Origin of the sequence: Arthrobacter sp. zg-Y877, from assembly GCF_030373105.1 — a bacterium.
GTDB lineage: Bacteria > Actinomycetota > Actinomycetes > Actinomycetales > Micrococcaceae > Arthrobacter_B.
Map to the genome: position 1 here is coordinate 346,965 of NZ_JAUCPU010000007.1, position 14,077 is coordinate 361,041.

The window sequence follows — 14,077 nt, forward strand, 5'->3', positions numbered from 1 at the left end:
GCCTTCCACGCTAGGAGGCCGGGGTTTCGGCTGTGTTTCGCCTGTGTGCCCACCTGGCAAAAGGAATGTTCCGGACATGCGAACCGTGCGAGAATAGTGGCGATGTCAACTGTCGATTCTTCCCCCGCCAAGAACCCCGCCAAAAAGTCCGAGCTGCGCCGCGTCCGCTCGGTTCCCACCGCCACCGGGCCCCAGGTCCGCCCCGCCACGGAGGGTTGGGAACAGGCCAAGGAGCCCGACGGCCGCCCGCTGCTGCAGTTCAAGTCGCCCCGCGTGTCCCAGCCGCCGGCCCATCTGGCCGATATGACGCTGGCCGAACGCCAGGAGAAAGTGAAGTCGCTGGGCCTTCCCGCGTTCCGCGCGAAGCAGCTCTCCGTGCACTATTTCCAGCACTACACCACTGATCCGGAAGCCATGAGCGATCTCCCCAAGGAGCGCCGCGGGGAGTTGGTGGGCGAGATGTTCCCCACGCTGCTCACCGAGATCAAGCGCCTGACCACGGACAACGGCGACACCATCAAATTCCTGTGGCGCCTCTTCGACGGCTCCCTCGTGGAGTCCGTGCTGATGCGCTACCCCGGCCGGATCACCCTGTGTGTCTCCAGCCAGTGCGGCTGCGGCATGAACTGCCCGTTCTGCGCCACCGGCCAGGCCGGCCTGACCCGCAACATGTCCACCGCGGAAATCCTGGACCAGATTGTCCAGGCCAACCGGGTGATCAAGGAAGGCGGGCTCGGCGGCAAGCGGAGCGACGGCGGCCACGACGCCGAGCGCGTCACCAACATTGTCTTTATGGGCATGGGCGAGCCGCTGGCCAACTACAAGCGCGTGATGAACGCCGTCCACCGGATGGCCGCCGAGGTTCCCGAGGGCCTGGGCATGAGCGCCCGTAACATCACTGTCTCCACCGTTGGCCTGGTGCCGGCCATCAAGAAGCTTGCCGAGGAGAACATTCCGGTGACCTTCGCGCTGAGCCTGCATGCCCCGGACGACGAGCTGCGCGACGAGCTGATCCCGGTCAACAGCCGCTGGAAGGTGGACGAGGCCCTGGATGCCGCGTACAACTACTACCGCGTCACCGGCCGCCGCGTCTCCATCGAGTACGCGCTGATCAAGGACATGAATGACCATGCCTGGCGCGCGGATCTGCTGGCCAAGAAGCTCAATGCCCGCGGCCGGGGCTGGGTGCATGTGAACCCGATCCCGTTGAACCCGACCCCGGGGTCCATCTGGACGTCGCCGGAGCCGGAGGTTATGCAGGAGTTCATTAACCACCTGATCGACGCCGGTATCCCCACCACCATCCGCGATACCCGCGGCAAGGAAATCGACGGCGCCTGCGGCCAGCTCGCTGCGGCGGACTAACCGTTTTTCGCCCGCCCCTGCGGCGGGCAGCACCGAAGCGTTAACCACGACGGCGGGAGGCCGGGCTGCGTGCCCGGCTCCCGCCGTCGTCGTTTAAGGTCTTCCTACTTCAGGTGGTCCACCAGGGTGTCCGCGATGCCCGTGTACCTGGCCGGGGTCAGCGCCTGCAGGCGCGCTTCCGCATCCGCCGGGAGACCGAGGCCGGCAATGAATTCCTTCATCCGGTCCGCGTCCACGCGGTGGCCGCGGGTGAGGTCCTTGAGCCGTTCGTACGGGTTCTCCATGCCTTCCGTGCCGGCAACAGCTTCGGCCCGCATGACCATCTGGATGGCTTCACCAAGCACCTCCCAGTTGGAGTCCAGGTCCTGCGCGAGGACCTTCTCGGCGACGTGCAGGCGCTCCAGGCCCTTGGCCACGTTGGAGATGGCCAGCATGGAGTGCCCGAACGCGACGCCGATGTTCCGCTGCGAGGAGGAATCGGTGAGGTCGCGCTGCCAGCGGGAAGTCACCAGGGTGGAGGCCAGGGTATCCAGCAGTCCGTTGGAAATCTCCAGGTTTGCTTCGGCGTTCTCAAAGCGGATGGGGTTGACCTTGTGCGGCATGGTGGAGGAGCCGGTGGCACCTTCCACCGGAACCTGGGCGAAGTAGCCGATGGAGATGTAGCTCCACACATCCGTGCAGAAGTTGTGCAGGATGCGGTTGAAGCGGGCAATGTCGGCGTACAGCTCGGCCTGCCAGTCGTGGGATTCGATCTGCGTGGTCAGCGGGTTCCAGGTCAGGCCGAGGCCCTCCACGAAGCTGCGTGCCACCTGCTGCCAGTCGGCCTGCGGGGCTGCGGCGTAATGGGCGGCGTAGGTGCCGGTGGCGCCGTTGATCTTGCCCAGGAATTCCGTGTTGCGGATGCGGCGCAGCTGGCGGCCGAGGCGGTGGACGGTGACGGCCAGTTCCTTGCCCAGGGTGGTCGGGGTGGCCGGCTGGCCGTGCGTCCGGGAGAGCATCGGGACCGCACGGGTGTCCTCGGCCATGGCGGCGATCTGCTGCACCAGGTCCTGTGCCGCCGGAAGCCAGACGTTTTCCACTGCGCCCTTGATGCCGAGCGCGTAGGAGAGGTTGTTGATGTCCTCGGAAGTGCAGCCGAAATGCACGAGGCTGGTCAGGTTTTCAACGCCGATGGCCGGCAGCCGGTCGGCAATGTAGTACTCGACGGCCTTCACATCGTGCACGGTGCGCTTTTCGATCTCGCCCAGTTCGGCCACGGCGTTGCCGTCGAAGCCCGTGACGATTTCCCGCAGCTGGTTCTGCTGGGTTTCGCTGAGCGGGGCGGTGCCGGGCAGGACCGCGTTGGAGGTCAGGTGGATCAGCCATTCCACCTCGACGTGGGTCCGGTCCCGGTTCAGGGCCGCTTCGGAAAGGTAATCCACCAACGGGGCGGTGGCGCTGCGGTAGCGGCCGTCCAGCGGGCCCAAGGCAATAGCGGGGGTCACGGAGGCAAGGGAGACACGGGGTTCGGATTCGGCCATGCGGCAATTCTTTCATGCCTGCGGGTGGCAACCGGTGAGTGACTTCCCCTCCACAGGGGGTTACGTCAGGGAAGGGCAGGATTGTTTCTCCTGATGGGCTCCGGCGGCCCTCGATTGGGGACGGTTGTCCGGCTAATTTGAGCGGGACGGCGGGACCGGGACGGCGGGGGCGGGACGGCGGGGGCGGGGCCGGGGCATACGTCGCGGAAGGAGGAATCGATGGACCAAGTGGCTTCGGCCGCATATACGGCGGAGATGGAACGGCTGCTTCTGGAGTTTTCGGCGGAAATCGATGAATTGGAGTACGAGGTTGCCGAGTCCGCCAACGTCCGGTGGGAGTCGCAGGCTGCAGACGCTTTCCGGCATGGCTTGGCGGGAACAGTGCGGCCCCTGCCCGGGATAGCTCATCAGTTGCGTGCTGCCGCCGGGCAACTGCGGCACGATCCGCTCGCCTTGGCCGCAGGAAGCTGATCGAAAGTGGCAGCCATAGGTGGATTCGACCGCGGTACGGACCGGCAGCCGTACGGTGTCAGGGGAGGATCCGCCGGGCTGTTGGTTCAATACGAGGACTTGGCCCGGGCAGCGGACCGGCTGGCCGGGACCACCGCCCGCCTGCGGAACCTTGAGCAGCGGGTCACTGACCTATGGCTGGCGGGCAGTGCGTGGGGCGGCGGTTCTCCGACCGCTGACCGGGTCAGCCTGACTCTGCAGGAAGCAGCCCACGTACTGAGGAACTGTGCGGCGGGAGTGGATAAAGTCGCGGACGGCGTGCGGGAAAGCGCACGTGCCTACGCCGAAGCCGAGGGGCGGATCCAGGCGCGGCTGCCTTCTGGCGGCCTCTTTCCCCTGATTCCCTGGATCACATCAGGGTTGTTGCCCCGGGCTGAAGGATTTCCCACCCTTGCCCAGGTGGAACAGGGTCTGGCCACAACTCCGGCCATTGAGCTGGTGGCGCGGGGAGGCCTGTTTCTTCTGGGTGGTCCAACGCAGGGGGTGCTGCGGCCAATCGTTGTCACGCCTCTTCCCGGGGAGCCGGAGGAGGTCCCACTCGATGGAACTGCTGCCGGTATTTTGAAACGTTCGGAGGTCCTGAAGCGGGAGAACGATCCAGGCGTGATTGAGGTGCTCGCGGTGGATGGGGGTGCCAACGGGACGTTTGTCGTCACCCTTCCCGGTACGCAGGGAACCGGTATGGGAGGCCGGAATCCGTTCGATTCTGCGGGCAATCTGGAAGGGCGGGTCGAGGAGAGCAGATTCATCTCCGCTGCTGTGGCGGAGGCGCTGCGGCATGCAGGAGCGGAAGCAGGAGCTTCGGTGATCTTGTCCGGTTACAGCCAGGGCGGGGAACACGCTGCGCATGTTGCTGCCAATCTGACAGAGGAGGGGGAGTACGAACCCGCGTTCGTACTGACGGCGGGCAGCGCCACAGGCTCGGCCGACTTGCCGCCCGGACTGCCGGCACTGCATCTGGAGCATGTGCAGGACTGGGTGCCAGGAATCGATGCTTCTGCGAACCCCGATACTCCGGACCGGGTCACCATGACGCTGACCAATCCGGTGGCCACGCCCGAGGGGGAGGATGCAGGGCTGGGTCCCGCGCACCGGTTGGACAATTATCTTGCTGGTGCTGCGCTCGCGGATGTCAGCGATGACGCTTCGCTGCAGAGTTCGTTGGGATCGCTGGCTGCTGCTGTTGGTGCTGGAAGTGTGGCGACCAGATTCTTGTACCGTTTGGAGCGGGAGCAGTCGCCGGTGGGTTCAGTTCGAACGTCTTCGCCGACGTCTTCGCGGGCCGTTTCGAGGGGGCCTGTGCGGGCGCCTGTACCGACACTGCAACCTGCGCCTGTACCGACAGTGCCGCCTGGGCCTGTACCGACAGTGCCGCCTGGGCCTGTACCGACAGTGCCGCCTGGGCCTGTACCGACAGTGCCGCCGGCACCTCCGCGGGGCGGGCCGCAAGGTCCGGTGCCGGTGCCCCGCCCGCCAGTGCCGGGCCCGCTCGGGCGGGGCGGGCCGCAAGGGTAGCAATACCAGACGATGCGGGCCGCAAGGGTGGCAATGCCGGACGGGGCGGGCCGCAAGGGCGGCAATGCCGGACGGGGCGGGCCGCAAGGGTAGCGAAGCCGAACGATGCGGGTCGCAAGGGTGGCAATACCGGACCATGCGGGTTCAGCAGCTGCTGCCTTGCGTTGCCAGTATCGGAGCTTGTCTGTGCTCCGGACGTCCGCCCAAGGGTTTAGAGAGAATGAGAATTCCTCCACAACACACCCCGCTGGTATGTCTCCCTGACGTTTTGCACACAGCCGCGGACCACCGGTTTGGGGCGTCGCGCAGGCTGCTGGAATGAGCCCATGGAACAGGCCACCACTGCCCGTGCAACCCACCAAGCCCGTACAACCCACCCAGCAGTTCCTCGCCGCAGCGGAAAAACTGACCGAGCAGTTGACGGAAACACTGACCAAGCAGTTCCCGGAAACACTGAGAGCCCTAATCAGCCGTCCGGCGCGCGGACAGCGGAACCGGAGCCGAATCCGGATACGCCTTTGGTGTTGCAGGGCGTGTTCTGTGTTGCGCCCAGCGACGCCCCGGCTGCCGGTACCGTGCTGCCGGCCGGGCTTATGGGCATGCTCTCCCTCCAGGCGCCCGGGGAGTTGGATCAGGAAGCGGTCCTGCAGACCCTGGAACGTCTTCACGCACTGGTCTGCTGGGCGCAGGCGCAGCAGGCCCTCACGCTGTTCCGGCTGCAGGAACTTACCGCCGGGAACCTAAGCCGGTGTCCGCATCCGGATCTCGCGGCACAGAGCCCGGCTGCGGCAGATGCGAACGCCCCGGCTGCAGACCGGAACCGGAACCAGGATGCGAACTGGGTACTCCGCACCACTGCCGCGGAGGTCGGGGCGCTGCTGAGCGTGACGGGTCTTGCCGCGCAGAGGCTGGTTTCGGATGCCGATCTGCTTTGCAGCAGGTGTCCCGACACGCTGGCGGAGTTGGAACACGGTGTTCTTGATTACCGCAGGGCTCGGACGGTTGTGGAGCAGACCGCCGGGCTGCGGCTTGAGGACTCGAAGCGGCTGGAAGCGGTGCTGCTGCCGTTGGCGCCCGGGAAGACTGGGCCGCAGTTCGACCGGGCGGCCCGCAGGATGCGTGAGCGTATGTTTCCGGCAACCATTCCCGAACGTCACCGCGCTGCTGAGGGGGAGCGCCGGGTTTGGCTGGAGGACCTGCCGGACGGGATCAGTGTCCTTTCCGGGTTCCTTCCTGCCGCTGCCGCGCACGGGATTTTCAACGGATTGACTGCCTGTGCCCGTGGGGAACAGAAGGCGGGGGATCCACGGACCCTGGACCAACTGCGTGCGGACGTCTTCGTCTCGGCCCTGACCGGTCAGCCAACCCGCTCCATCGCGGAAACGGATACTGAACCGGGCGGGAGTCCGGGCCGCTTGGGCAACTCGCCGCAGGATCCGCTGACGGGGCGAGGGGTGCGGGCGGAGGTGATGGTGCTGGTGTCGGCCGAATCCTTACTGGGCCTTTCGGACACACCGGCGGAGTTGAACGGTTACGGTCCGGTCGGTGCCGATGCAGCCCGCGAGCTGCTGCTGAACACAGGTCGCTGGACGGGATTGTTGCAGGATGCAGATGGAGAAATCCTGTCTGTCGGACGGCAGCGTCGGATTCCGCCGGATCTCAAGCGCTGGCTGCAGGCACGCGACGGAACCTGCCGGTTTCCGGGATGCAGCGTGGCGGCAGGGAACTGCGAAATCGACCATACCCGGGCGTGGGGAGATGGTGGACGGACCGACCACGGGAACCTGGCTCACCTGTGCAAGAAGCATCACCGGTTCAAGACGGTCGGGCTGTGGAAGGCCCGGCAGCCGGTGCCGGGCGTGGTCGAGTGGACCTCCCCGATGGGACGGGTCTACCGCACGCACGCACTGCTGCACGGCCGCGACTTCACTGGAACAGACCCCACGACTTATGCCGTGGCCAGGTCTGGTCAACCAGGAAGTGGCCAGCCGGGAATAAGCGAGGCAGGAAGTGGCCAGCCGGGAAGTAGTCAACCAGGAAGTGGCCAGCCGGGAAGTAGTCAACCAGGAAGTGGCCAGCCGGGAAGTAGCCAACCAGGAAGTGGCCAACCGGGGACTATGGGAGTGTCTGCGGAACCAACGGAGGCGTTACCGCCGTTTTGACGCTATGCCGTCTGGTTCGGCAGATGCCCCGCGAGACCCGTACCGCAGGCCTTTGCTCCTTCGTTTTGACGCTGCGCCGTCTGCGTCGGCACATCCCCCGCCAGACCCTTACCGCAGGCCTTTGCTCCGCCGACGACTTCCGGTCACGGTCTCCAGCACGAGGGAAATGAGGCTGATGACAACAGCGCCCAGAATGGCAGTCCAGAAGAAGGAATCGACCTCGAAACGGATGGGGGTGTAGCTGCTGAGCCACGAGGTGAGTTCGAGCATGGCGGCATTGATGACAATGCGGAACAACCCCAGCGTCAGGATGGCCAAAGGAAGGGTGATGCCCTGGGCAATCGGCCGGACCAGCGCATTCACGGCACCGAAAATCAAGCCGATGAAGAGATAGGCGAGCCCAGTATCGATCATCGGATCTCCGCTGAGGCTCCCCGTGGGTGCACTCACCGTGAGCCCGGGCAAAAGCCAACTGGCAACCCAGAGGGCCACAGCATTCAGGACTATCCGCAGCAGGAGGAAAATCATGCCCTCATGCTGGCAGAAAAGAGGCCGTTAGTGTTAACGCCATGACCACTACCGAGAATGACACCGACGCAGCTGAAGTTCCCGCATCCGGCATTGTCCCCAGGCCCGTCATTGGGAAGCTGCCCAAGTACACGGCAGGCAAGCCGCCGGTGGTTGTAGAAGGACTTCAAAGTTACAAGCTCTCCTCCAACGAGAACCCGTTCCCTCCGCTGCCGGCCGTGCTGGAAGCGATAAACGAGCACGCAACGGTCAACCGGTACCCGGACCCGCTTTCCACGGCCCTCCGCAACGAGCTGTCTGCGTTCCTGGACGTGCCCGCTGAAGATATCGTGACGGGCGGCGGCAGCCTGGGTGCGTTGAACCAGCTGCTCAGCACCTTTGCCGGCCAGAACCCGGACGGAACCGCCGACGAGGTCATCTACCCCTGGCGGTCCTTTGAGGCGTACCCCATCAGTGTGGGCCTCGCGGGTGCCGAGAGTGTCCAGGTGCCCCTTAAGTCGGACGGCACACACGACCTGGACGCCATGGCCGCGGCCATCACCGAGCGGACCAAAGTAATTCTGCTGTGCACCCCGAACAACCCGACCGGTCCGGTACTCACCACCCTGCAGGTGGAAAACTTCCTCCGGCAGGTCCCGGAAAACGTCATCGTGGTAATCGATGAGGCATATGAGGACTTCGTCCGGGACGACGACGCCGTCAACGGCATCGACATGTACCGCAGCCACGCCAACGTCGTAGTGCTGCGGACCTTCTCCAAGGGCGCCGGCCTGGCGGGACTGCGCGTCGGCTATTCGGTCTCGCACGCTCCCATTACCCAGCACCTCCGCGTGTCAGCGGTCCCCTTCGCGGTCTCGACCATCGCCGAACAGGCGGCGGTTGCGTCGCTGCGCCATCACGACCAACTTGTGGAGAGAATACAAGGACTCGTGGCGGAACGGACCCGGGTGGTGGACGGCCTGACGGCGCTGGGATGGTCCATTCCCGCGGCGCAGGGCAACTTCGTATGGCTCGCGCTTGGAGAGAATACCCGCGAGTTTGCAGCCTTGGCGGAGGCGAAGGCCCTGGCGGTACGGGCCTTCGGAAACGAGGGTGTGAGAGTGACCATTGGCGAGGAAGAAGCAAACACCCGGTTCCTGGCTCTATGTGCGACTTATACAAAAGGCCCACGGGTTTCCTAGCGTGTCTTAGGTAGGGCCGAAAGCCGTGCCATCGTTAGGCTGTGGGAAGTAACTTCCACATATATGCAAACCCGGGAATGTATTCCTGATGAGGCATATTTCTAGCGCGGTGCGGCTTTCGGCTGTCCAGGCGAGGAGTAGGCATGGACGTAGGAAACCTGCCGGCCAGCGAGTTCGACGCGGCCGGACTGGAGCACTCCCTCATGGGTGCTCCCGAAGACAACCCTGTCCCGGACATGGTCCAGCTGCTCACCATCGACGGTGAGCTTCTGCAGGATGACGAGTACAGCAGCTACGTCAAGGACCTGAGCCCCGAGGAACTCCGCGGGTTCTACCGGGACATGTTCCTGGTCCGCAGGTTCGATGAAGAAGCCACCGCCCTTCAGCGCCAGGGCGAACTCGTGATGTGGGTTCCCCTCACCGGCCAGGAAGGCGCCCAGATCGGCTCGGGCCGGGCCCTGCTCCCACAGGACTACGTTTTCCCCACCTACCGCGAGCACGGCGTCGCCTATACCCGCGGCCTGGAACTTGCCCAGCTGCTGCGCCGCTTCCGCGGCATCTCACACGGTGGCTGGGATCCCCGCGAGGTGAACTTCCATCTCTACACCCTGGTACTGGCCGCGCAGGTGCCGCACGCCGTCGGCTATGCCATGGGCATGGCCCGCGACCGGCTGGTGGATCCCAAGCTTCCCGAAGCCGCCACGGTTGCCTACTTCGGCGACGGTGCAAGCTCTGAAGGCGACGTCCATGAAGGCATGGTCTTCGCTGCGTCCTACAACGCCCCGGTGGTGTTCTTCTGCCAGAACAACCACTGGGCCATCTCCGTCCCCACCGAAGTGCAGTCCCGGATCCCGCTGGCCAACCGCGCCCAGGGCTACGGCTTCCCCGGCGTCCGCGTGGACGGCAATGACGTCCTCGCTGTCCATGCCGTGACGCGCTGGGCGCTCGAACACGCCCGTTCCGGCGGCGGGCCCGTGCTGATCGAGGCATTCACCTACCGGATGAGCGCGCATACGACGGCGGACGACCCCACCAAATACCGGCTGAGCGCTGACGAGGAAGCCTGGCTGGACCGGGATCCGCTGCTCCGGATGGAAAAATACCTGCGCCGCCAGGGACTGGCGGATGATGCGTTCTTTGAGGAGCTCCGCGAGGAAGGCCGCACCATGGCCGTCCGGCTCCGGGACAACGTGCAGCAGATGGAGGCACCGGGCTTCGAGGACGCCTTTGCCGATGTGTACGCCGAAGCGCACCCGCTGATCCGCGAGGAACTGGACGCCCACCGCCGGTACGAAGCCGGTTTCGCCGACGCCGACGCCGACACCGACACCGACACCGACGCCGACGCTGCAGCTCCGCACGACACCGCCACCTCCTCGACCGCTTCCCGGGAGCACACCGCATGAGCACCACCATGACCATGACCATGGCCAAGGCCATTAACGCCGGCCTTCGCGCGGCCCTGGAGTCCCACCCGAATTCCCTCCTGATGGGCGAGGACATCGGCTCCCTCGGCGGCGTCTACCGGGTCACGGAAGGCTTGAAGGCCGACTTCGGCGCGGACCGCGTTATGGACACACCGCTGGCGGAATCCGGGATTATCGGCACGGCCATCGGTTTGGCCCTGCGGGGCTACCTGCCCGTCTGCGAGATCCAGTTCGACGGCTTCGTCTTCCCGGGCTTCAACCAGATCACCACGCAGCTGGCCAAGATGCACTCCCGCAGCGACGGTGCGCTGAGCGCTCCCGTGGTTATCCGGATCCCCTACGGCGGCGGCATCGGCTCGATTGAGCACCACTCCGAATCGCCCGAGGCCCTCTTTGCCCACACCGCGGGGCTGCGCATCATCACGCCGTCGAACCCTCAGGACGCCTACTGGATGATCCAGCAGGCAGTGGCGTGCAAGGACCCCGTGATCGTCTTCGAACCCAAGCGCCGATACTGGCTCAAGGGCGACGTCGATACCACCGCACCAACGTCCGATCCGTTCTCTGCCCACGTGGTCCGCGAGGGAACCGACGCAACCATCGTGGCCTACGGGCCCCTGGTCCCGGTGGCGCTGGCAGCGGCCGCAGCGGCGGAAGAGGACGGACGGTCCGTGGAAGTGGTGGACCTGCGGTCCATTTCGCCGATCGATTTCGACACCGTCACCGACTCCGTCCGGAAAACCGGACGCCTGATCGTCACCCATGAGGCGCCCACGTTTGGCGGCATCGGCGGCGAAATTGCTGCCCGCGTGGCCGAACGTGCCTTCCTCTCCCTGGAGGCACCGGTGCTGCGTGTGGGCGGATTCCACATGCCGTATCCGGTGGCGAAGGTCGAAGAGCACTATCTGCCGGATATCGACCGGCTGCTCGAAGCCCTGGACCGTTCCTTCGCCTACTGACGCTCCTCCTCCTGAGCCTGTTCGCCCGCCCGTGTATCTAAAGCGCCCCAGTACCTAAAGAAGAGAAGCCATGACTGAAAAGACATTCCGCCTGCCGGACGTGGGCGAAGGCCTGACCGAAGCCGACATTGTGCAGTGGAAGGTTTCACCGGGCGACACGGTTGCCGTCAACGACGTGATCGTGGAAATCGAAACGGCGAAATCGCTGGTCGAGCTTCCTTCGCCGTATGCCGGCACGGTGTCTTCGCTGCTGGTTGCCGAAGGGGAAACGGTCGACGTCGGGACGGCCATCATCAGCGTGACGGTCGACGGCGGCGCCGGCGCGCCGAAGGCGGAAGAAGCCAAGGCGCCCCCGGAAACGGAAACCCAGGCAGCCGCCCCGGAAACGGAAACCCAGGCGCCCGCCGCGGAAGCAGAAGCTCCTGCCGCCTCGTTAACCGGTACCGGCCCCAAACCGGATGCAGTGCGCCGCCGCCTGCGCCGGCCCGCCGTGGCCGATGCCCAGGTGTCCGCGAAACCGGAACGCATCGTCAAACCGGCACCCGTCCCGGCACCTGCGGCAGAACCAGCCCCGGAACCCGTCAGGCCCACCTCCCCGGAAACCGCGCCCGCCCCGGCGTCGTCCGGAACCGCCGCTGTCTCCGACCGGGTCAACCGGCTGATCCAGCGCGTGCTGGCCAAGCCCCCGGTGCGGAAGGCCGCAAAGGACCTGGGCATCAACCTCGCGGACGTCACCGCCACCGGAGCCAGCGGCGAAGTGACCAAGCAGGACCTGATCAGCTACCAGGCACAGCGCGAGGCCGAGCGTGATTCGGCCGGGGAATTCTGGGCGCCGGGCGCCGGAGCGGAGGACTCGCGCATTGAACGCATCCCGGTCAGGGGAGTGCGCCGCGCCACGGCAAAGGCCATGGTTGAAAGCGCCTTCAGCGCACCGCACGTCAGCATCTTCGTGGACGTGGATGCTTCCCGGACCATGGAGTTCGTGAAACGGCTGAAGACGTCGAAGGACTTTGACGGCATCAAGGTTTCCCCGCTGCTGATCCTCGCGAAGGCCGTCATCTGGGCGGCGGCACGGAACCCCTCCGTCAACGCCACCTGGGCCGGGGACGAGATCCTGGTCAAGCACTTCATGAACCTCGGCATTGCGGCAGCCACCCCGCGCGGGTTGATGGTGCCCAACATCAAGGACGCCCACGAGCTCTCGCTGAAGGAACTGGCGATCGCCCTCAACACCCTGGCGGCAACCGCACGGGAGGGCCGGACGCCCCCGGCTGACATGCGGGGCGGCACGCTGACGGTCACGAATATCGGTTCGCTCGGCATCGACACGGGCACCCCGATCATCAATCCCGGCGAAGTAGCCATCGTCGCGTTTGGCACCATCAAGCAGAAGCCCTGGGTGGTCAACGGCGAGGTTGTGCCGCGCTGGATCACGACGCTCGGTGGTTCCTTCGACCACCGCGTGGTCGACGGCGACCTGTCGGCACGCTTCATGGCCGACGTTGCCGCCATCCTGGAAGAACCGGCGCTGCTGCTGGACTGACGCCTGCTCAGCGCACCTTGACGGCGCCGACGGCGGCACGCAGGACCGGTGCGAGCCGGCGCACGCCTTCGGAAATGTCCTCGGGGGAGACGGAGCTGAAAGCCAGGCGCAGTTTGTTGGACTGCTGCTCGCCGGGGGTGAAGGCCGCACCCGGGATGAACACCGTGCCGGCATCGATGGCTTCGTACAGCAGGGGATAAGTGTCCACGCCCTCGGGGAGCGTCACCCAGACGAAGAATCCACCGTCCGGCCGGGTCCACGTGACGCCCTCCGGCAGCTGTTCTTCCAGCGCCGCCAGCATCGCGGCGCACCGCTCGGCATAGCGGCTGCGGGAATTTCTTATGTGGCCCCTCCAGTCGTAGTCCCGCAGATAGGCCGAAACCAGCATCTGGGTCAACGGCGAGGGGCAGAGGACAACGGCCTCGCAGGCGAGGTAGAAACGCCGGTACAGGTGGCGGGGAACCAGCGCCCAGCCCAGCCGGACCCCGGGGGCGAAAATCTTGGAAAACGAGCCCAGATACAGCACGTCATGCGGGTTTTCCGCCCGCATCGGTGCCAGCGGTTCGCCGTCGAACCGCAGCAGCCCGTAGGGATTGTCCTCGAGGACCAGGATGTTGTTCCGCCGGCAGAGGCCAACAACTTCCTGCCGCCGTCCGGCGGTGAGCGTAATACCGCTTGGATTGTTGAAACTTGGAATGGTGTAGAGCAGCTTGATGGTTTTGCCTTCGGCACGCACTTCGCGGATCCGCCGCTCGAGCGCTTCCGGAACCAGGCCGCCGTCGTCCATTGGAACGGTGCGCACGTCCACCTCGTAGGCCTCGAAGGCATTCAGTGCACCCACATATGTAGGGTCCTCGCAGAGGATGACATCGCCGGGATCGCAGAAAACCTTGGCGGCAACATCCTGCGCGGACTGCGACCCGGTGGTGATGACGATGTCCGCGGGATCGGCGTCGAGGATTCCCTCCGCAGCCATGACCTCGCATGCCTGTCTCCGCAGCTCTTCCATGCCCTGCCCGCCGCCGTACTGCAGTGCCTCCAGTCCGTGTTCCGCAATGATCTGCTGGGCAGTGCGGCCCAGTTCCGCCAGGGGGAGTGAACGCAGGTCGGGGCTGCCTCCGGCCAGGGAAATCAGGCCGGGACGGATGGAAATATCGAAGACGTCCCGCACGGCGGACTGTTTGATGTGGAAGGCGCGGTTGGAGAACAGGACTTCATGACGGTGTGAACCTGCAGCACGCTCCAGCGCGGCCATGGTGTTCACCGGTAGTTCTACGGCAAATTCCTCCGGGGTCATGGCAGCCATGCTAGCCCGCACCTTCGCCGCCTGGCACCGGCTGTCCAGTACGTCTAAGGGCAGTACCGGT

10 protein-coding genes are annotated in these 14,077 nt (G+C 65.5%); 7 read left to right on the forward strand and 3 right to left on the reverse strand.

The window, feature by feature from the left end; genetic code table 11:
• Positions 1-102: 102 nt before the first annotated feature.
• Positions 103-1,365 (forward strand): dual-specificity RNA methyltransferase RlmN, encoded by a 1,263-nt coding sequence (rlmN, locus tag QNO03_RS12490; RefSeq protein WP_229946170.1) that lies wholly within the window; start codon positions 103-105, stop codon positions 1,363-1,365.
• A gap of 104 nt (positions 1,366-1,469) precedes the next feature.
• On the opposite strand, the gene purB is transcribed toward rlmN, so the two are convergent.
• Positions 1,470-2,885 carry an adenylosuccinate lyase gene (gene purB / locus QNO03_RS12495; RefSeq protein WP_289603509.1) on the reverse strand — a complete coding sequence of 472 codons (1,416 nt, stop codon included), beginning with the start codon at positions 2,883-2,885 and terminating at the stop codon, positions 1,470-1,472.
• A 219-nt stretch (positions 2,886-3,104) separates the two neighbouring features.
• Between purB and QNO03_RS12500 the strand changes: the two genes are divergently transcribed.
• Positions 3,105-3,356: a hypothetical protein gene (locus QNO03_RS12500; RefSeq protein ID WP_289603510.1), complete on the forward strand. Its 252-nt coding sequence runs from the start codon at positions 3,105-3,107 to the stop codon at positions 3,354-3,356.
• Between the two features lie 2,087 nt (positions 3,357-5,443).
• Entirely contained in the window at positions 5,444-7,072 is a 1,629-nt protein-coding gene (locus tag QNO03_RS12505; protein WP_289603511.1) for an HNH endonuclease signature motif containing protein, read from the forward strand.
• 108 nt (positions 7,073-7,180) lie between these two features.
• On the opposite strand, the gene QNO03_RS12510 is transcribed toward QNO03_RS12505, so the two are convergent.
• Positions 7,181-7,600, reverse strand: coding sequence for a phage holin family protein (locus QNO03_RS12510; RefSeq protein ID WP_229946181.1), 420 nt, complete (start codon positions 7,598-7,600; stop codon positions 7,181-7,183).
• 41 nt (positions 7,601-7,641) lie between these two features.
• Here QNO03_RS12510 and QNO03_RS12515 point away from each other — a divergent pair, with 41 nt between their 5' ends.
• The 4 genes from QNO03_RS12515 (at position 7,642) to QNO03_RS12530 (ending at position 12,710) form a co-directional block, all read left to right on the forward strand.
• Positions 7,642-8,781, forward strand: a complete 1,140-nt coding sequence (locus tag QNO03_RS12515; RefSeq protein WP_289603512.1) for a histidinol-phosphate transaminase — start codon at positions 7,642-7,644, stop codon at positions 8,779-8,781.
• Positions 8,782-8,924: 143 nt separating this feature from the next.
• Positions 8,925-10,187 (forward strand): pyruvate dehydrogenase (acetyl-transferring) E1 component subunit alpha, encoded by a 1,263-nt coding sequence (gene pdhA, locus QNO03_RS12520; protein ID WP_289603513.1) that lies wholly within the window; start codon positions 8,925-8,927, stop codon positions 10,185-10,187.
• The gene (locus tag QNO03_RS12525) at positions 10,184-11,167 is read left to right on the forward strand and encodes an alpha-ketoacid dehydrogenase subunit beta (RefSeq protein ID WP_289603514.1); all 984 of its coding nucleotides are present in this window, start codon (positions 10,184-10,186) and stop codon (positions 11,165-11,167) included. The genes pdhA and QNO03_RS12525 overlap by 4 nt, the downstream gene beginning before the upstream one ends.
• 70 nt (positions 11,168-11,237) lie before the next feature.
• Positions 11,238-12,710, forward strand: a complete 1,473-nt coding sequence (locus tag QNO03_RS12530; protein WP_289603515.1) for a dihydrolipoamide acetyltransferase family protein — start codon at positions 11,238-11,240, stop codon at positions 12,708-12,710.
• 7 nt (positions 12,711-12,717) lie between these two features.
• On the opposite strand, the gene QNO03_RS12535 is transcribed toward QNO03_RS12530, so the two are convergent.
• Positions 12,718-14,016, reverse strand: coding sequence for an aminotransferase-like domain-containing protein (locus tag QNO03_RS12535; protein ID WP_289603516.1), 1,299 nt, complete (start codon positions 14,014-14,016; stop codon positions 12,718-12,720).
• Between the last annotated feature and the right edge of the window lie 61 nt (positions 14,017-14,077).